The organism is Rhizobium sp. C104, assembly GCF_022354505.1.
Lineage (GTDB): Bacteria > Pseudomonadota > Alphaproteobacteria > Rhizobiales > Rhizobiaceae > Rhizobium > Rhizobium redzepovicii.
In genome coordinates this window covers 86,553-102,928 of sequence record NZ_CP092350.1, presented here as the reverse complement: position 1 = coordinate 102,928, position 16,376 = coordinate 86,553, and the positions used below count along the sequence as shown (strand labels likewise).

Here is a 16,376-nt window from a genome sequence, read left to right as displayed (position 1 = left end):
CAAGCGGGAAACGTCACGGTGGTTCGAAAGTTCCCTCGTCCGAGGGAAAAGGGCAGATGCTGTGCGCCGGAGGAAGCGCCTTACGGCATCAGCTGGCCGCCATTGACCTCGATGATCTGGCCGGTGATGTAGCCGGACAGTGTCGGCGAGGCGAGGAAGAGATAGGCGCCGACGCAATCCTCCGATGTGCCGACGAAACCCATCGGGATCGACTTGCGCTGCAGCTCCATCTGCTCCTCATTGGTATAACGCTCGTGGAAGGGCGTGGCGATGACGCCTGGCGCCACGGCGTTGACACGGATCCTGTCGGCGACGAATTCCTTGGCATGGCCGCGGGTGATCGTCGAGACGAAGCCCTTCGATGCCGCATAAAGGATCGCCCCATTGCCGCCGCCGTTGCGGGCGGCGATCGAAGTGGTGTTGATGATGAAGCCGCCCTGCTTCTTCAGCCAGGGATGGGCCGCACGCGTTGCCGCCAGCACTGAGCGGGCATTGAGATCCATGACCGCGGCATAATGCGCATCGGTATATTCCGACGTCGGCTTGCGCCCCAGCATGCCGCCGGCATTGTTGATGAGCCCGTCGAGGTGGCCGAAGGTCTTCGCCGTCTCCTCGACGACGCGCTCGGTTTCGCCTTCGCGCGACACGTCGCCCTGGATCAGATGCACGATACCGCCGGCAGCCCTGATCTCCTCTGCAAGTGCCTCCGCCGGCTCGCGGCTGGCATTGTAATGCACGCCAACCTTGGCGCCCTGCGCCGCAAAAGCGCGGGCAAGCGCCGCCCCGATGCCGGTCGAGGCGCCGGTGATCAGCACGGCCTTGCCAGCGAGATCCGGCAGTTTGATCGATGCGAGCGATTGGGCAAGTTCTACCATGGCGAAGACAGCCTCCCGAAAAACCAAGGACATAGGTGATGAAACAGATTGGGGAAGTCTATCAACCGAAATCGGCGAAGGGCAATGCACGAAAGCGGGAGATTAACATCGTGGCGCAATGTCCTGTTCGGACCAAGGCCGGCTTCTCACTCCAAATACACGGCGCGGAATGCAACCTTCATCACGACGTGACCCCGACGGCCGGCTGCGGCTTCTGGCGCACGAGTGGCGGGAATGCCAGCGCGATCGCCGCAGCCCCGAGGCCGACCATCGCCGAGCCGATGAACAGCCAGGAATAATTGGCGAAGGTGTCGAATATCCAGCCGCCGATAAGAGGGCCGAAGGCCATGCCGAGGCTGGAGAGCATCGTCGCCGCGCCGAGGACGGTGCCAATGATGCGCTGGCCGAAATACTCCCGCGCCAGTACCGCATAAAGCGGCATTACGCCGCCATAGGCGCTGCCGAAGACGATGGCGAGCGCATAAAATTGGGTCAGCTCGCTGACGAGAAGATAGGTCGCAAGAGCGCCCGCCTGCACCAGCAGGCCGGCGACCAGCACCGGCTTCACGCCGATCCTGTCGGCAAGGGTGCCATAGAGCAGCCGGCCACCGAGGCCCGCCAAGCCTTCGACGCTGTAGATGCTGACAGCCGCCATCGGGGCGACGCCGCAGATCGTCGCATAATTGACCATGTGGAAGATCGGGCCGGAATGGGCCGCGCAGCAGGCAAAGAAGGTCAGGCCGAGCACGATGAACTGCGGCGAGCGGAAGACTTTCGACAGCTGTGGCCGGCCGCCTTCCGCGGCAAACTCGGTGCCGGCATCGGGGGTTTCGGCCGGCGGGCGCCGGACCAAGAGGGCCACCGGCACAAGCAGTACCCAGGTTGCAATGCCGATGATCAACATTGCCGGGCGCCATTCATAGGCCGAGATCAGCCAGCGTGCGAAAGGCGAGATCGTCATCGGCGCGACACCCATGCCGGCGGAAACGAGCGACACCGCAAGACCGCGGTTTTCGTCGAACCACGCCGTGGTCGCCGCGATCATCGGCGCGAAGAAGGCGCTGGCGGCGAGGCCAACGAGGATGCCGTAAGTCAGCTGGAACTGTAACAACGTTTCGGCCCGGCTCGCCAGAACCAGCGCCAGGCCGAGCAGCACCGAGCCGATCATCACCACGATGCGCGGGCCGAAGCGGTCGCTGGCCGCCCCCCAGAGGAAGCCGCCGAAGCCCATGACGATGAAATTCAGCGTCATCGCACTGGCAATACCGACATGCGACCAGCCGGTGGCGGTGGCGATCGGTTCCTGGAAAATCGCCAGCGAGAACATCGCGCCGATGGCCACGCACGACATCAACGCGCCGACGGCAACGATGACCCAACGATAGGAAACACCCATGGCTTCAAACCTCCATGCCGACAGAGTGATTGCGACACACGGCTCCTCCGCCGCACTCCTCGCGATCTAAAGACGTTCGGACTGCTGCGATTTCGACAGCGCGCTCACATCTTTTTTCCCGTGCAGTCCTATAGGGTACGAAACATCACCAGCGCGTCGACATAACCCTCACTCGGATGAAGGAAAACGCCGGGAAGGCGGCCGACGATTTCGAAGCCGAGGGATTGCCAGAGCTCAACGGCGCGGCGGTTGCTGCTGACGACGAAATTGAACTGCATGGCGCGAAAGCCGCGGGCGCGAGCGTGCTGCAGGGAATGATCATGCATGCGGCGGGCAACGCCGCGGCCGGCCGCGGCAGGATCGGTCATGTAGCCGCAATTGCAGACATGACGGCCGCCGCCGGCCTGATTGGCCTTGATGTAATAGCTGCCGAGGATGACGCCATCCTCTTCGGCGACGAAGGTCTCGCGATCCCGCCCCATCCAGTAGGCGAGCGCATCGGCTTCGGAGAGATCGCGATCGAGCGCATAGGTCTCACCGGCGCGGATCGTCGGGCCGATGATCCTCCAGATGGCATCTCGATCGTCGTTTTCTGCGAGTCGGATCAGCATGCCCGATTTCTACAGAAGCCGGTCACCGGGCGCAACGCTCTCAGACCCTTTCGAGTGCGATCGCGATGCCCTGCCCGACGCCGATGCACATGGTCGACAGCGAATATTTTCCGCCGCTCTCGACAAGCTCGAGCGCCGCCGTGCCGGTGATGCGGGCACCCGACATGCCAAGCGGATGGCCGAGCGCGATCGCGCCGCCATTGCGGTTGACCCGTTGATCGTCATCGGCAATGCCTAGCGCCCGCAGCACCGCCAGCCCCTGGCTGGCAAAGGCCTCGTTGAGTTCGATGACGTCGAACTGTTCCAGGGCCATGCCCAGCCGGGCCATCAGCTTGCGCGAGGCCGGGATCGGACCGACGCCCATCACCCGTGGCGGAACGGCGGCGGAGGCGCCGCCGAGGACGCGGGCGATCGGCGTCAGGCCGTATTTTCGCGCCGCCGCTTCCGAAGCGACGATCAGCGCGGCCGCCCCGTCATTCACACCGGAGGCATTGCCGGCCGTCACCGTGCCGCCTTCCTTCTTGAAAGGTGTGGCGAGTTTTGCCAGCGTCTCGATCGTCGTCGCGCGCGGATGCTCATCCTTGTCGACGACGACGGGATCGCCCTTGCGCTGCGGAATGGTCACCGGGGTGATCTCCTTCGCCAGCCGTCCGCTCGCCTGGGCGGCGGCGGCCTTGGCCTGGCTGCGCACCGCAAAGCTATCCTGGTCCTCGCGGCTGACCTTATAGTCCTCGGCGACGTTCTCGCCGGTCTCCGGCATGGAATCGACGCCGTATTGCTTCTTCATCAGCGGGTTGACGAAGCGCCAGCCGATCGTCGTGTCGTGAATCTCGGCCGCCCGCGAAAAGGCCGTCTCGGCCTTCGGCATGACGAAAGGCGCGCGCGACATGCTTTCGACACCGCCTGCGATCATCAGTTCGGCTTCGCCGGAGCGAATGGCGCGCGCCGCCGTGATCACCGCATCCATGCCGGAGCCGCAAAGCCGGTTGATCGTCGTGCCTGGAACAGCAATCGGCAGGCCGGCCAAGAGCGCCGACATGCGCGCGACATTGCGGTTGTCCTCGCCTGCCTGGTTGGCGCAGCCGAAGATCACGTCGTCCACGGCTTCCCAGTCGACACCGCCGTTCCGCTGCATCAGCACCTTCAGCGGAATGGCGCCGAGATCGTCGGCGCGCACCGGGGCGAGCGCGCCGGCGAAGCGGCCGATCGGCGTCCTGATATAGTCGCAGATAAAGGCTTCGGTCATGGCTTTTCCTTCAGAGTTTCGGGACGACGAGGTCGGCAACCCGCCCCACGACGTGCAGCGGCGCACCTGTCATCGCCTGCAATTCCTCCTCGGACATCGCGGCCAACTTCTCCCGCAGGACGAAGCGCCCGTCGACGATGTCGATGACGGCATGGCTGGTATAGACGCGAGTGATGCAGGCCACACCGGTCAGCGGGAAGGTGCATTTCTCCACCAGCTTCGGCTCGCCCGTCTTGGTGACGTGCTCGGTGATGACGCAGACCTGCTTGGCTCCGTGCACCAGATCCATGGCGCCGCCGACCGCCGGCACGCCCTTGCTGCCCACCCGCCAGTTGGCAAGATCGCCGCTCTGGGCGACCTGATAGGCGCCGAGGATCGCGACATCGAGATGACCGCCGCGCACCATGGCGAAGCTGTCGGCATGGTGGAAGAAGGCCGCGCCCGGTTTCAGCGTCACCGCCTTCTTGCCGGCATTGATCAGGTCCCAGTCCTCCTCACCCTCAGGCGGCGGCTCGCCGAAATTCAGGATGCCGTTTTCCGTGTGGAAGATCGCTTCGCGGCCGGGCGGCTGATAGCGGGCGACCATTTCGGGAAAGCCGATGCCGAGGTTCACATAGGCGCCGTCGGCGATATCCTGCGCGGCGCGCCAGGCGATTTGCGCATTGGAGAGCTTGATGTCTTCTCTAATATCGACGGTCATACGTAGGCGACTCCGGCTCGAATGAGCTCTTCTTCCTGCTGCGGACGGGGGACGGTGACGACACGGTCGACGAAGATGCCGGGTGTCACCACATGCTCGGGATCGATGCCGCCGGCCGGCACGATGGATGAAACCTGGGCGATGGTCTTTGCCGCGGCCATGCACATCAGCGGATTGAAGTTGCGGCCGGCCTTGTTGTAGGTGAGATTGCCGTAGTTATCGCCGATCTCGGCTTTGACGATGGCGAAATCGGCTTTCAACCAGCGTTCCTGTACGTAATGGCGGCCGTCGAATTCTGCGATGACCTTGCCGTCGGAGAGTTCCGTGCCATAGGCCGTCGGCGTGTAGAAAGCCGGAATGCCGGCCCCGCCGGCGCGAATGCGCTCGGCAAGCGTTCCCTGCGGTACCAGTTCGAGCTCGATTTCTCCGGCCAGATATTTGTCCGTGAAAGCGCGCGGATCAGACGAGCGGGGAAACGAGCAGATCATCTTTCTGACCATGCCGGCATCGATCATCGCTGCAATGCCGATGCGCCCGTTGCCGGCATTGTTGTTGATCACGGTGAGGTTCTTCGGCCCGCTGTCGATCAAGGCATGAATGAGCTCGATCGGCGCGCCCGAGCCGCCGAAACCACCGATCATGACGATCGCGCCGTCGCCGATCTCGGAGACGGCCTCGGCCGTGCTCCCGACTGTCTTGTCCATGCGGGATTTCTCCTTGGCTGATTGAGAACTGGTTCTTCCCGTCCTCCAGTGTCAGGCATAAAGCGGGACGGCACGCGCGGCAACCAATTTGTGCGTTATTTGACTTTTGTTCGTATATCGCACTTATTCGGTGAATCGATAAGGGGACCGAACATGCGCGAAACGGATTTTGTCAGCGGCTTTGCCCGCGGCCTGAAAGTCATCGAAGCTTTCGGGGAAACGCGGCAGCGGCTGTCGATTGCCGAGGCCTCGAAGCTGACGGAGCTCGACCGCGCCACCGTGCGCCGCTCGCTGCTGACGCTGGCCGAACTCGGCTATGCCGATTATGACGGGAAGTTCTTCACCCTGACGCCGAAGATCCTGCGGCTCGGCCATGCCTATCTCGCGGCGACGCCGCTGCCGGCACTGCTGCAGCCGCATCTCGATCATCTCTCGGAACGCGCCGGCCAGAGCGCCTCGGCCTCGGTGCTCGACGGCACCGAAATCGTCTATATCGCGCGGGCCTCGCAGCGCCGGGTCATGTCGATCAATCTCACCCCCGGCAGCCGGCTGCCGGCCTATTGCGCCTCGATGGGCCGCGTGCTGCTCGCGGTGCTCCCCGAAAACGAGGCGCGTGCCGTCCTTGCCCGCAGCGAGTTGAAGCAAAATACGCCGAAGACCCGAACGGATCCTGAGGATCTCGTCGCCGAATTCCGCCGCGTGCGCGCCGAGGGTTATGCGATCATCGACCAGGAGCTGGAGATCGGCCTCTGCTCGATCGCCGTGCCCGTCGAAAACGACCGCGGCGAAACGGTTGCGGCGATCAATATCGGCGCCCCGGCCGCCCTCGTCCCGGCGGCGGAGATGAAGGAGCGCTATCTGCCATTGCTGAAGGAAACCCAGGCCGCGTTGCGGCCGCTGCTGCGCCGGTAACGGCAAGCACGGAAAAAGGGGCGGCCCCGGTCAGCGCCGGGGCCGCCCGCAATTGTCAATGCGTCAGGTCGAGCGCGGCCGTGAGGTCACCCATCGGCGGCTGGCCGTCGATGCCCGGCAGCACCGGCAGATCGTAATGCGCGGTGATGAAGCGGATGATCGATGACGTGTTATTGGGTGTGATCGACGATGCCGTCCTTGGCGAAGGGCGAGATGATGAAGGCCGGAATTCGGTTGCCCGGCCCCAACGATCGGCCTCGGCGGCGCGACGTGATCCCAGAAGCCGCCGTTTTCGTCATAGGTGACGATGAGTGACGATGACGAGCATGTCGCCCCGGGCTCCTCTCGAGATGGGAGACGATATCGGCAAGATGCTGGTCGCCGCTCGATTGCAGATCATCAATCAGTGGGAGACCCGTTAAAACCCGCCTCCTAGAATTCCCAATCGCACACATTATCACAGTCGGCGCAGGCGTCCCTACTTGATGTATCACAATTCTCGATATACATCATTCTATCGGGAACGATGGGGATATAATGGAACGTTCGTTTTTAACGATTGCGGCCGGGGAGAATACTGAGGCAATCCGGGCGCTTTCGGCGCCGGCGCGGGTCGAGATGCTCAAGCTGCTCTGCGCCAAAGGGCCGATGAATATCAATGATATCGCGCAGGCGCTTTCCCTGCCGCAATCGACTGTCGCCACCGGGATTCAGATTTTGGAGGAGGCCGGCCTAGTCGAATCCCGGCTGGCGAAGGCGCGCAAGGGGAACCAGAAGATCTGCTCGGCGGTCTATAGCGAAATCCTGATCAGCTTCGAGGAAAGTGCGGCGCAACGGGCCAACAATATCATCGAAGTCGAGATGCCGGTGGGGCTCTACACCAGCTGCGATGTGCATGCGCCCTGCGGTCTTTGCTCCAGCGAAAGCGTCATCGGCCCTCTCGACGTTCCCGATTATTTCCTTGATCCCCAGCGTATGCAGGCCGGGCTCGTGTGGTTCGGAAGGGGTTATGTCGAGTATAAATTCCCCAACAATGCCAAGGTCTTGAACAAGGATATCCGGGCTATCGAATTCTCTTTGGAGCTGTCGTCGGAGGTGCCCGGCACCAATGCGGACTGGCCCTCCGACATCACGCTCTGGGTCAACGGCATGGCGATCGGCACATGGACGTCTCCAGGCGATTACGGCGACAAGCGCGGCGCCTTCACGCCGGCCTGGTGGAAGCTCGAAGGCTCGCAATATGGGATGATGAAGACCTGGCGCATCTCGACGCGCGGGACCTTCATCGACGGCGTCGCCGCATCGAATGTCACGCTCGCCGATCTGGCGCTCGGCCAGCACTCTTCCATCCGGCTGCGCGTTGGCATCGCCGAAAATGCCGGGCATACCGGCGGCGTCAATATTTTCGGCCGCGGCTTCGGAAATCACGGCCGCGACATCATCATGCGGCTGCATGTGTGATCAATCGATATCGGAAATGCTGATTTAAAAATCACGCGATTTTCCGAATTCTACGAAAGGAAAATCGATTAACGTTCTGAAATTACGTGATATTTTCCGAAAATCAGATTAGTATGATAAAATCCGCAAGCTGGTTGACAGAACGACATTCCTGATATCAAGTTGGAGGCAAGAAAACAAAATTTCTGATACATAAACGGGAGGATCCGTTGAAGACCAATGTCGTTGCCCACCGCGATTTCCGCATCGCGACCATTGACGCCAGGCTCTACAGTTCATTTCTAGAGCATCTCGGCAGAGCGATCTACGGGGGCATCTATGAGCCCGGACATCCGACGGCCGACGAGGACGGATTCCGCCGCGACGTGCTCGATCTGGTGCGAGATCTCGACACGCCCTACTGCCGTTATCCCGGCGGCAATTTCGTCTCCGCCTATAATTGGGAAGACGGCGTCGGCCCGCGTTCGGAGCGCCCGGTTCGCCTCGACCTGGCCTGGCGCACCCGCGAAGCCAATCAGATCGGCGTCAACGAATTCGTCGACTGGTGCAAGAAGGCCAATACCAAGCCGATGCTCGCCGTCAATCTCGGCTCGCGCGGCCTGGATGCGGCCCGTAATTTCCTCGAATATTGCAATCATCCGGGCGGCACCTATTATTCCGATCTGCGTCGCAAGCACGGCTGGGCCAATCCGCACGATGTCAAATTGTGGTGCCTCGGCAATGAGATGGACGGCCCCTGGCAGGTCGGCCACAAATCCGCCTATGAATATGGCCGGCTGGCGGACGAGACGGCGAAAGCCATGCGCGGCTTCGACAAGTCGCTGGAACTCGTGGTCTGCGGCTCCTCCAATTCCGATATGAAGACCTATCCGGATTGGGAGGCTCAGGTCCTCGAGCAGTGCTACGACAGCGCCGACCATATCTCGCTGCATATGTATTTCGCCAACCGCGAGAAGAATACTCTGAATTATCTCTCCCGCGCGACCAAGCTCGATCGTTATATCACCACGATCGGCGGCGTAATCGACTACATCAAGGCGAAAAAGCGCTCGAAGAAGACGATCGGCATTTCCTTCGATGAATGGAACGTCTGGTACCATTCCAACCAGCAGGACAAGGAGATCCTGGCGCGCGACGAATGGCCGGATGCGCCGCATTTGCTCGAAGACGTCTATAATTTCGAGGACGTGCTGCAGGTCGGCGGCATCCTGAACACCTTCATCCGCCGCTCCGACCGGGTGCGCATCGCCTGCATCGCCCAGCTCGTCAACGTCATCGCTCCGATCATGACCGACGACGGCGGGGCGGCCTGGCGCCAGACGATTTATTACCCCTTCTATTACGCCTCCCGATATGGCCGCGGCGCAGCGCTGCAGCTGGTCGTCGATGGCCCGACCTATGACAGCGACGAGGAGAACGACGTTCCCTATCTCGACGTCTCGGCGGTCCATTCCGAGGATGGCAAGACGCTGACCTTCTTTGCCGTCAACCGCCATCCGAACACGGCGCTCGATCTCGATGTGCGGCTGGAAGGTTTTGGGGCCGCGAGCGTCGTCGAGCAGGTGGAAATGACCCATAGCGATCTCGAAGCCGTCAACACGGCGGGGCGGCAAGATACGGTCGCGCCTGTCAAAGCCGACAGCGCCAAGATCGAGGACGGACGGTTGCGGGCGGCGCTGAAACCGCTGTCCTACAACGTCATTCGGCTGTCGGTCTGACAGCCGCCGCCGGCTAAGGCCCATTGGCCCCGGCTGAAGAGGTTCGGTTCGACTGCGAGGAGGCAGACGGCCGGAGGGATGGTTCGCTAGAGGCGGCCTGGACTTGGGGTCCCGACGTCTCTGCAAACCGACAACCGCGACGTGCCCATGCTGCCATTACGGCCGCCGTATCGTCGCTTTCTAGGGAGGAGTTCATGCAACAGTTGAAGAGGCTCGCATTTGGCGTCGCGCTGGCCGCACTCGGCCTGACGGCGGCGGCCAAAGCCGATGACTATACCTCCTTGCCGCGCAAGGAGACGCTCATCGTCGAAAATCCGGAAGGGACGATCAAAAATCCCGGCTGGTTCAACATCTGGGTCAATGCCGGCGCCGGTGTCTCCACCGGTCTGCAGCAGCTGACCATGGATACGCTCTGGTATATCGACCCCGAACAAGGGCTCGGCGGCGCGACCTGGGACAATTCGCTGGCCGCCGACAAGCCGCAATATAATGCCGACTTCACCGAAATGACCGTGAAACTGCGCAAGGGGCTCTTCTGGAGCGATGGCGTCGAGTTCACGGCAGACGACGTGGTCTATACCGTCAAGACGCAGATGGATCATCCCGGCATGGTCTGGAGTGCTGCCTTCTCGGTGCAGGTGGCAAGCGTCGAGGCGACCGATCCTCAGACTGTGGTGTTCAAGCTGAAGAAGCCCAATTCGCGCTTCCACGCCCTTTTCACCGTTCGCTGGAACGGGGCATGGATCATGCCCAAGCATGTGTTCGAGAAAGTCGCCGATCCGCTTCGCTACGATTTCGCCAATCCGGTTTCGCTCGGTGCCTACAAGCTGAAGGCCTACGACCCTCAGGGCAAGTGGTATACCTGGGAGAAACGCGACGACTGGCAGAAGACATCGCTTGCCCGCTTCGGCGAGCCGGCCCCGAAATATGTGACTTACGTCGATCCCGGCCCGCCGGATAAACGCACCATCGCCCAGCTCGAGCACAATCTCGATATCATCCACGACAACACGCCGGAGGGCATGTTCACGCTGAAGGAAAAATCCAAGTCGATCGAGACCTGGTTCCCGGGCTTCCCCTTCGCCCATCCGGATCCGACACTGCCGGCTGTCATTTTCAATACACAGGATCCGACCTTCAACAATCCCGATGTGCGCTGGGCGCTTGCCCTGCTGATCGACATCAAGGCCGTCGACATGGCGAGCTATCGCGGCACCGCGACGCTCTCGGCACTCGGTGTGCCACCGACGGCGATCGCCATGAAAGACTATCAGGCACCGATGCAGGATTGGCTGAAGGATTTCGAGATCGACACCGGCAAGCAGAAGATCAAGCCCTACGACCCGACGATCGGCCAGCAGGTCGCCGATCTCCTGCGCAAGCAGCCGAAGTTCAAGGACCAGATCCCGACCGATCCTGAGGCTATCAGCACGGCTTTCGGCTATGGCTGGTGGAAGCCCAACCCGCAGGCAGCCGCCGAGCTGCTTCAAAAGGCAGGCTTCAAGAAGAGCGGCGGCAAATGGATGACCCCTGATGGTCAGCCGTTCAGGATCCGGATGACCGTCGAGGGCGACACGCGCTCCGTCTTCACCCGGGCAGGCACGCTGATCGCCCAGCAATGGGCTGCCTTCGGCATCGATGCCAAGGCCGTGCCGACGACCAACTTGTGGCAGGTTGCACTGCAGCCTGGCGATTTCCAGGTGGCGATTGCCTGGAGCGTCGAGACCTGGGGCGGCGATCCCGACCTGTCGTTCTTCCTCGACAGCTGGCACTCGCAGTTCGTGGCCAAGAAGGGTGAGAACCAGCCGCCGCGCAACTGGCAGCGCTGGAGCAATCCGGAGCTCGACAAGATCATCGAGACCATCCGCGGCATCAGCGCCGACGATCCCAAGGGCATCGAGCTCGGCAAGGATTATCTGAAGCTGGTTGCCCGCGAAATGCCGACGATCCCGCTGATGTCCTATAACGTCTTCACCTCGATGGATACGACCTATTGGACCGGTTATCCGACGATTAAGGACCCCTACACCGACCCGGTGCCGAACTGGGCCAACTCCAGGCTGATGATGGTCAAGCTGAAGCCGGCCCAACCGAAATAATCCTCCCAACGCCGGCGCGTTAGCCATCGCGCCGGCTCCTTGTCGGCGGGCCCTGCCCGCCGATCCTTTCCTTCGATCCTTTCCCGGCGATGAAGGGAACCAGAGAGGAACCACTGCCTTATGACGCCCTATCTGATCTTTGTGCTGAAGCGGTTCGGTCAGTTTCTGCTCGTCGTCTTTCTTGGCGTCAGCATCACCTTCTTCGTCACCCACTTGACCCCGATCGATCCGGTCGAAGAAAGCATAGGCGCCATCACCCAGATGGGGCAGTCCGATCCGAATGCGATCGAACTGATGCGCCAGTCGCTGCGCGAGCTTTACGGCATGGAGGGCTCGATCTGGCAGCAATATCTGCACTTCTGGCTGCGGCTTGCGACCGGCGATCTCGGCCCCTCGCTGTCGGCCTTTCCGACCCCGGTTTCGACGATCATTCTGCGGTCCCTGCCCTGGACGATCGGGCTGATGACCGTCTCGACGCTGATCACCTTCGTGCTCGGCAATGCGCTCGGCGCGCTCGCCGGCTATTACCGGAAAAACATGGTGCTGAAGGCCGTCAGCCTCGTCTGCATCGCCCTGCTTCCCATTCCCTATTATATCCTGGCCTTCGTGCTGCTCATCCTGTTCGGCTATCTCTGGCCGGTGCTGCCGATCAATGGCGGCTACGAGATGAACGCCAATCTGGATCTCTCCTTCGCGCTGGTGCTCGATATCCTCGAACACTCGATCCTGCCGGCCCTGTCGCTGATCCTGGTGGGAGCCGGCAGCTGGCTGATCGGCATGCGGGCGCTGGTGTCCAACATCATCACCGATGATTACGTCGTCTTCGCCGAGCTCGGCGGCGTTCCGAGGCGGAAAATTCTCCGCTCCTACATCGCCCGCAACGCCATGGTGCCGCAATTCACCGGGCTTGCCATGTCGCTCGGGGCGATCTTCAACGGCACCGTCATCACCGAAATCGTCTTCGGCTATCCCGGCATCGGTAACCTGCTGATTTCGGCGGTGCATGCCGGCGATTACAGCCTGGTGCTCGGCCTCAGCGCCTTGTCGATCGTCGGCGTCGCCGCCGCCGTCTTCATCATCGACATTCTGAGCCCGCTGATCGACCCGCGCATCAAGGTGGAATAGGCCATGTTTACCATCATCCGCGACCTCGCACGTCAGAACCTGGAATTTCTCTGCGGCCTGCTGCTCTTTGCCGTCATCGTCGGGTTCATCATCCTGTCCTATTTCTCGCCCTACGCGCCGACGGACATCTATCTTCTGCCGCCCGACATGCCGCCCGACGGCGACTATTGGCTCGGCACGACATCGCGCGGCCAGGATGTTTTCTGGCAGCTGACGACCGCCCTTCGCAACACCTTGTATTTCGGCATCGGCGTCGCCTTTCTCTCGCGCATCATCTCGCTGGTCGTCGGCCTCGTCGCCGGTTATGCCGGCGGCACGGTCGACCGGGTGCTGATGGCGATCAACGACAGCATCATGGTCATCCCGCAATTTCCGCTGCTGATCCTGTTCTATTTCGTGCTGAAGGACAGCATGACCTGGACGGTGCTGATCGTCATCATGGCTTCGCTCGGCTGGTCCTACGATGCGCGCCTCATCCGCTCGGTGGCGATCGGCCTGAAAACCAGGCCGTTCACCACCCAGAGCGTCTATTCCGGCATGAGCATGCGCAAGATCCTCGTCGAGGAGCACCTGCCCTATGTGCTGCCGATCGTCTTCGCCACCACGATGAACAACATGATCTGGTCGATCGGCATGGAGATCACCCTTTCGGTGCTCGGTTTCACCGATATCGAGACGCCGACCATGGGCATGATGATCTACTGGGCCAATGCGCATTCGGCGCTGATCGCCGGAATATGGTGGTGGGTGGCCGCCCCCGTCGCCGTTATCGTCATTCTGTTCCTGGCGCTCTTCCTGCTGTCGATGTCGATGAACGAATACAATGATCCGCGCAGCCGGCTGAACCGGATGGGAAGTTAGCATGGACCCTTTGGTCGAAATCGAGAACCTGAAAGCCTATTACCGCGCCTTCCTTTTCGGCGTCGACCGCGAAGTGCGCGCCGTCGACGATATCAGCCTGACGATCGGCCGCGGCGAGGTCTATGGCGTGGCGGGTGAATTGAGCAGTGGCAAGACGACGCTGATCAAAACCATCGCCGGCGCCATCCGGCCGCCGCTCAGGGTCGTCTCGGGCAGCGTCAAATTCCATTTCGCCGGCGGCACGCAGGATATTTACGCGATGAAGCCGGAGGAGCGCATGGCGCTGCGCTGGAAGCATCTGTCCTATATCATGCAGGGCTCGATGAACGTGCTCAATCCGGTGCGCCGGATCCGCCATTCCTTCACCGATTTCGCCTTTCGCCACATGGCTGTCAGCAAGCCGGTCTTCTTTGAGAAGGTCGCAACCCATCTGCAGCGGCTGAAGCTCGATCCGCATCTGCTCGACGCCTATCCCCACGAACTCTCCGGCGGCATGCGCCAGCGCATGACCATTGCGCTCGCCACCATCCTGACGCCTGAATTCATCATCGCCGACGAACCGACCACCGCGCTCGACGTCATCGTTCAGCGTGACGTGTTGTCGATGATCCGCGAAATCCAGCGCGAGATGGGTTCGTCCTTTCTGTTCGTCACCCATGATATGGGCGTTCACGCGACGGTTTCCGACCGCATCGGCATCGTCTATGCCGGGCGTCTGGTCGAGGAAGCGCCGACCGCCAAACTCTTCAGCAAGCCGCTGCATCCCTATACGCAGCATCTGGTCGGCAGCCTGCCGCGCATCGGCGATGCAACGACGCGGCCGTCGCTGGAGGGGCGCCCGCCGAACCTCGCCATGCCGCCGGAGGGCTGCCGCTTTCACCCGCGCTGTCCGAAGCGGATGGACATCTGCTCGCAAAAGGTGCCACCGCTCGTCACCGTCGAGCCGGGGCGTCGCGTCGCCTGTTTTGCAGTTACGGGAGATCAGGTTTGACCGCTCTGCTTCACCTCTCGCATGTCACCAAAGTCTATCGCCAGGGCGGCATGCTCGGCCGGCGCCTGATCACCGCGGTCAAGGATGTCAGCTTCGAAGTTGGGGAGGAGCCGGAGATCCTGTCGATCGTCGGCGAATCCGGCTCGGGCAAATCGACGATCGCCGCAATGATCCTCGGGCAGACCGCACCGACGGAAGGGCGGCTGGAATTCTCCGGCAAAACCGTCTCCATCCATAGCCGCTCCGAACGCAAGGCTTTCATGAAGGAGGTCCAGCCGGTTCTGCAAAACCCATTCGAAGCCTTCAATCCGCTGAAGCGGGTCGACCGTTACCTGTTCGAAACGGCCCGCAATCTGTCGGGCCCGGGAAAACGGATAGACCGGAAAGAAGCCGAGCGCATGGCCGATGCGGCGCTTATGCATGTCGGCCTCACCCTCGAAGAAGTGAAAGGCCGTTTCCCCCACGAACTCTCCGGCGGCCAGCTCCAGCGCGTCGCCATCGCCCGCGCGCTGATCCCGCAGCCCCGCCTGTTGGTCGCCGACGAACCGGTCTCGATGGTCGATGCATCCCTGCGCATGGCGATCGTCAATCTGTTCGGCCGGCTGAAGAACGAACTCGGGCTGTCGATCATCTACATCACCCACGATCTGGCCACCGCCTACTACATCAGCGACAACATCATCATCATGCGCAAGGGCGAAATCGTAGAGCGCGGCCAGGCCCGCCCCGTGCTGGACAATCCGCAGCATCCCTATTCGCGGGCGCTCAAGGAGGCGGTGCTGGCGGCGGATTTCAGCCCGGCGATGTAGGCTCATCCCACGGCGCCTTGGTGTAGGCATGACCTGTTCGGGGCGTTTTCTATAATTCCATGGCAACCGCTAACGATTAAGCTCGTCGAAAAAAGCAACGATTGGCTCACAATCAGCGCGAAGAAGAGCGAGTCCGCTTATCGCACGCTCGGAAACGGGGACGAAGCTCTGGGCAAAGTAGGACCAGTTGTAGAATTGGTCCCCACCACCCTGCCTGACCACGAGCACTGCGTGAAACGCGAACTGGTAGTCGGTGGAACCGCCGCCGTTTGTAAACGGTGTCTGCATCCTCAAACCCGCCAATTCAGTCCATCGGCTTACTGCCTTGTACCGCCCGAGATAATCCTTGGGCACCTGCACGCAATAGGATGTGAACCGGCGACCGCGAGTGCACGCCATTCCACAATCTTGATGTTGAGGACCGACCAAAGAAATAGGCCGGCAATAGGCCCAGCACCCGACGATATCACCACCATATGCGGCAGTTTGACCGCCCGCGCGCTATCGATCCTGCCTGGCGCGAGCGCAAGGATCGGCAGATCGACCAGGCCCGCCAGCAATACAAACAACCAGATGGCGGGACTAAACTGATCCGTCACCCATACCATTAGAGCAACAACCAGGCTCATCCCGAAGTGCACAGCGACGGCTCGCCTCATTAAGCGAGAAGCCGGTTGATCCAGAATAAGGGCACCGACCGAAATGGCAAAAGCCACAAGCGGACCCGAAAACCACAACAGACACATAAGGACAGTGGTGAGGTCCCAATCGTAGTAGGCGATCGGGTGGACTGACCAGAGAAAAATCCCTGCCATCAAGGAGCACCAGCCGCAGAGCAGGATTAGGCGGAATACCGGCAATGGTCTCG

The 16,376-nt window shown here is 61.5% G+C and carries 15 protein-coding genes and 1 pseudogene; 8 read left to right on the top strand and 8 right to left on the bottom strand.

What is annotated here, in order from left to right; translation table 11 throughout:
* Nucleotides 1-80: 80 nt before the first annotated feature.
* From MF410_RS24915 to MF410_RS24890, 6 genes are all read right to left on the bottom strand, one after another.
* Nucleotides 81-875 carry an SDR family NAD(P)-dependent oxidoreductase gene (locus MF410_RS24915; RefSeq protein ID WP_097625500.1) on the bottom strand — a complete coding sequence of 265 codons (795 nt, stop codon included), beginning with the start codon at nucleotides 873-875 and terminating at the stop codon, nucleotides 81-83.
* Between the two features lie 181 nt (nucleotides 876-1,056).
* Nucleotides 1,057-2,271: an MFS transporter gene (locus MF410_RS24910; RefSeq protein ID WP_097625501.1), complete on the bottom strand. Its 1,215-nt coding sequence runs from the start codon at nucleotides 2,269-2,271 to the stop codon at nucleotides 1,057-1,059.
* 128 nt (nucleotides 2,272-2,399) lie between these two features.
* Nucleotides 2,400-2,882 (bottom strand): N-acetyltransferase, encoded by a 483-nt coding sequence (locus MF410_RS24905; protein ID WP_097625502.1) that lies wholly within the window; start codon nucleotides 2,880-2,882, stop codon nucleotides 2,400-2,402.
* 40 nt (nucleotides 2,883-2,922) lie between these two features.
* The gene (gene pcaF, locus MF410_RS24900) at nucleotides 2,923-4,128 is read right to left on the bottom strand and encodes a 3-oxoadipyl-CoA thiolase (protein WP_097625503.1); all 1,206 of its coding nucleotides are present in this window, start codon (nucleotides 4,126-4,128) and stop codon (nucleotides 2,923-2,925) included.
* Between the two features lie 10 nt (nucleotides 4,129-4,138).
* Complete coding sequence (locus tag MF410_RS24895) at nucleotides 4,139-4,828, bottom strand: CoA transferase subunit B (protein ID WP_239620593.1); 690 nt, start codon at nucleotides 4,826-4,828, stop codon at nucleotides 4,139-4,141.
* Nucleotides 4,825-5,532: a 3-oxoacid CoA-transferase subunit A gene (locus MF410_RS24890; protein WP_097625505.1), complete on the bottom strand. Its 708-nt coding sequence runs from the start codon at nucleotides 5,530-5,532 to the stop codon at nucleotides 4,825-4,827. Before MF410_RS24890 ends, MF410_RS24895 begins: the two co-directional genes overlap by 4 nt.
* 153 nt (nucleotides 5,533-5,685) lie before the next feature.
* Between MF410_RS24890 and MF410_RS24885 the strand changes: the two genes are divergently transcribed.
* Nucleotides 5,686-6,444, top strand: a complete 759-nt coding sequence (locus tag MF410_RS24885; RefSeq protein WP_131711528.1) for an IclR family transcriptional regulator — start codon at nucleotides 5,686-5,688, stop codon at nucleotides 6,442-6,444.
* A 55-nt stretch (nucleotides 6,445-6,499) separates the two neighbouring features.
* On the opposite strand, the pseudogene MF410_RS24880 reads toward MF410_RS24885, so the two are convergent.
* A pseudogene (locus MF410_RS24880) lies at nucleotides 6,500-6,842 on the bottom strand (alkaline phosphatase family protein); the annotation flags it as partial.
* 139 nt (nucleotides 6,843-6,981) lie between these two features.
* On the opposite strand from MF410_RS24880, the gene MF410_RS24875 reads away from it, so the two are divergent.
* The 7 genes from MF410_RS24875 (at nucleotide 6,982) to MF410_RS24845 (ending at nucleotide 15,508) form a co-directional block, all read left to right on the top strand.
* Nucleotides 6,982-7,905, top strand: coding sequence for an ArsR family transcriptional regulator (locus MF410_RS24875; protein WP_097625507.1), 924 nt, complete (start codon nucleotides 6,982-6,984; stop codon nucleotides 7,903-7,905).
* 209 nt (nucleotides 7,906-8,114) lie between these two features.
* Nucleotides 8,115-9,623 carry an alpha-N-arabinofuranosidase gene (locus MF410_RS24870; protein WP_131711529.1) on the top strand — a complete coding sequence of 503 codons (1,509 nt, stop codon included), beginning with the start codon at nucleotides 8,115-8,117 and terminating at the stop codon, nucleotides 9,621-9,623.
* Between the two features lie 194 nt (nucleotides 9,624-9,817).
* A complete protein-coding gene (locus MF410_RS24865) occupies nucleotides 9,818-11,722 on the top strand; it encodes an ABC transporter substrate-binding protein (protein ID WP_097625509.1) in 1,905 nt (634 codons plus the stop codon).
* A 120-nt stretch (nucleotides 11,723-11,842) separates the two neighbouring features.
* On the top strand, nucleotides 11,843-12,847 hold the full coding sequence (locus MF410_RS24860) for an ABC transporter permease (protein ID WP_097625510.1): 1,005 nt from the start codon (nucleotides 11,843-11,845) through the stop codon (nucleotides 12,845-12,847).
* Between the two features lie 3 nt (nucleotides 12,848-12,850).
* Nucleotides 12,851-13,708, top strand: coding sequence for an ABC transporter permease (locus MF410_RS24855; protein ID WP_097625511.1), 858 nt, complete (start codon nucleotides 12,851-12,853; stop codon nucleotides 13,706-13,708).
* 1 nt (nucleotide 13,709) lies between these two features.
* The gene (locus MF410_RS24850) at nucleotides 13,710-14,699 is read left to right on the top strand and encodes an ABC transporter ATP-binding protein (protein ID WP_239620591.1); all 990 of its coding nucleotides are present in this window, start codon (nucleotides 13,710-13,712) and stop codon (nucleotides 14,697-14,699) included.
* Nucleotides 14,696-15,508, top strand: a complete 813-nt coding sequence (locus MF410_RS24845; RefSeq protein WP_097625513.1) for an ABC transporter ATP-binding protein — start codon at nucleotides 14,696-14,698, stop codon at nucleotides 15,506-15,508. Before MF410_RS24850 ends, MF410_RS24845 begins: the two co-directional genes overlap by 4 nt.
* A gap of 317 nt (nucleotides 15,509-15,825) precedes the next feature.
* Here the strand turns inward: MF410_RS24845 and MF410_RS24840 are convergent, their stop codons facing one another.
* Complete coding sequence (locus MF410_RS24840; RefSeq protein ID WP_239620589.1) at nucleotides 15,826-16,323, bottom strand: hypothetical protein; 498 nt, start codon at nucleotides 16,321-16,323, stop codon at nucleotides 15,826-15,828.
* Between the last annotated feature and the right edge of the window lie 53 nt (nucleotides 16,324-16,376).

What these genes read in the sequence shown, in the direction of transcription:
- MF410_RS24915 (WP_097625500.1), bottom strand. Translation starts at nt 875, where the DNA reads ATGGTAGAACTTGCCCAATCGCTCGCATCGATCAAACTGCCGGATCTC.
- MF410_RS24910 (WP_097625501.1), bottom strand. Translation starts at nt 2,271, where the DNA reads ATGGGTGTTTCCTATCGTTGGGTCATCGTTGCCGTCGGCGCGTTGATG.
- MF410_RS24905 (WP_097625502.1), bottom strand. Translation starts at nt 2,882, where the DNA reads ATGCTGATCCGACTCGCAGAAAACGACGATCGAGATGCCATCTGGAGG.
- pcaF (WP_097625503.1), bottom strand. Translation starts at nt 4,128, where the DNA reads ATGACCGAAGCCTTTATCTGCGACTATATCAGGACGCCGATCGGCCGC.
- MF410_RS24895 (WP_239620593.1), bottom strand. Translation starts at nt 4,828, where the DNA reads ATGACCGTCGATATTAGAGAAGACATCAAGCTCTCCAATGCGCAAATC.
- MF410_RS24890 (WP_097625505.1), bottom strand. Translation starts at nt 5,532, where the DNA reads ATGGACAAGACAGTCGGGAGCACGGCCGAGGCCGTCTCCGAGATCGGC.
- MF410_RS24885 (WP_131711528.1), top strand. Translation starts at nt 5,686, where the DNA reads ATGCGCGAAACGGATTTTGTCAGCGGCTTTGCCCGCGGCCTGAAAGTC.
- MF410_RS24875 (WP_097625507.1), top strand. Translation starts at nt 6,982, where the DNA reads ATGGAACGTTCGTTTTTAACGATTGCGGCCGGGGAGAATACTGAGGCA.
- MF410_RS24865 (WP_097625509.1), top strand. Translation starts at nt 9,818, where the DNA reads ATGCAACAGTTGAAGAGGCTCGCATTTGGCGTCGCGCTGGCCGCACTC.
- MF410_RS24860 (WP_097625510.1), top strand. Translation starts at nt 11,843, where the DNA reads ATGACGCCCTATCTGATCTTTGTGCTGAAGCGGTTCGGTCAGTTTCTG.
- MF410_RS24855 (WP_097625511.1), top strand. Translation starts at nt 12,851, where the DNA reads ATGTTTACCATCATCCGCGACCTCGCACGTCAGAACCTGGAATTTCTC.
- MF410_RS24850 (WP_239620591.1), top strand. Translation starts at nt 13,710, where the DNA reads ATGGACCCTTTGGTCGAAATCGAGAACCTGAAAGCCTATTACCGCGCC.
- MF410_RS24840 (WP_239620589.1), bottom strand. Translation starts at nt 16,323, where the DNA reads ATGGCAGGGATTTTTCTCTGGTCAGTCCACCCGATCGCCTACTACGAT.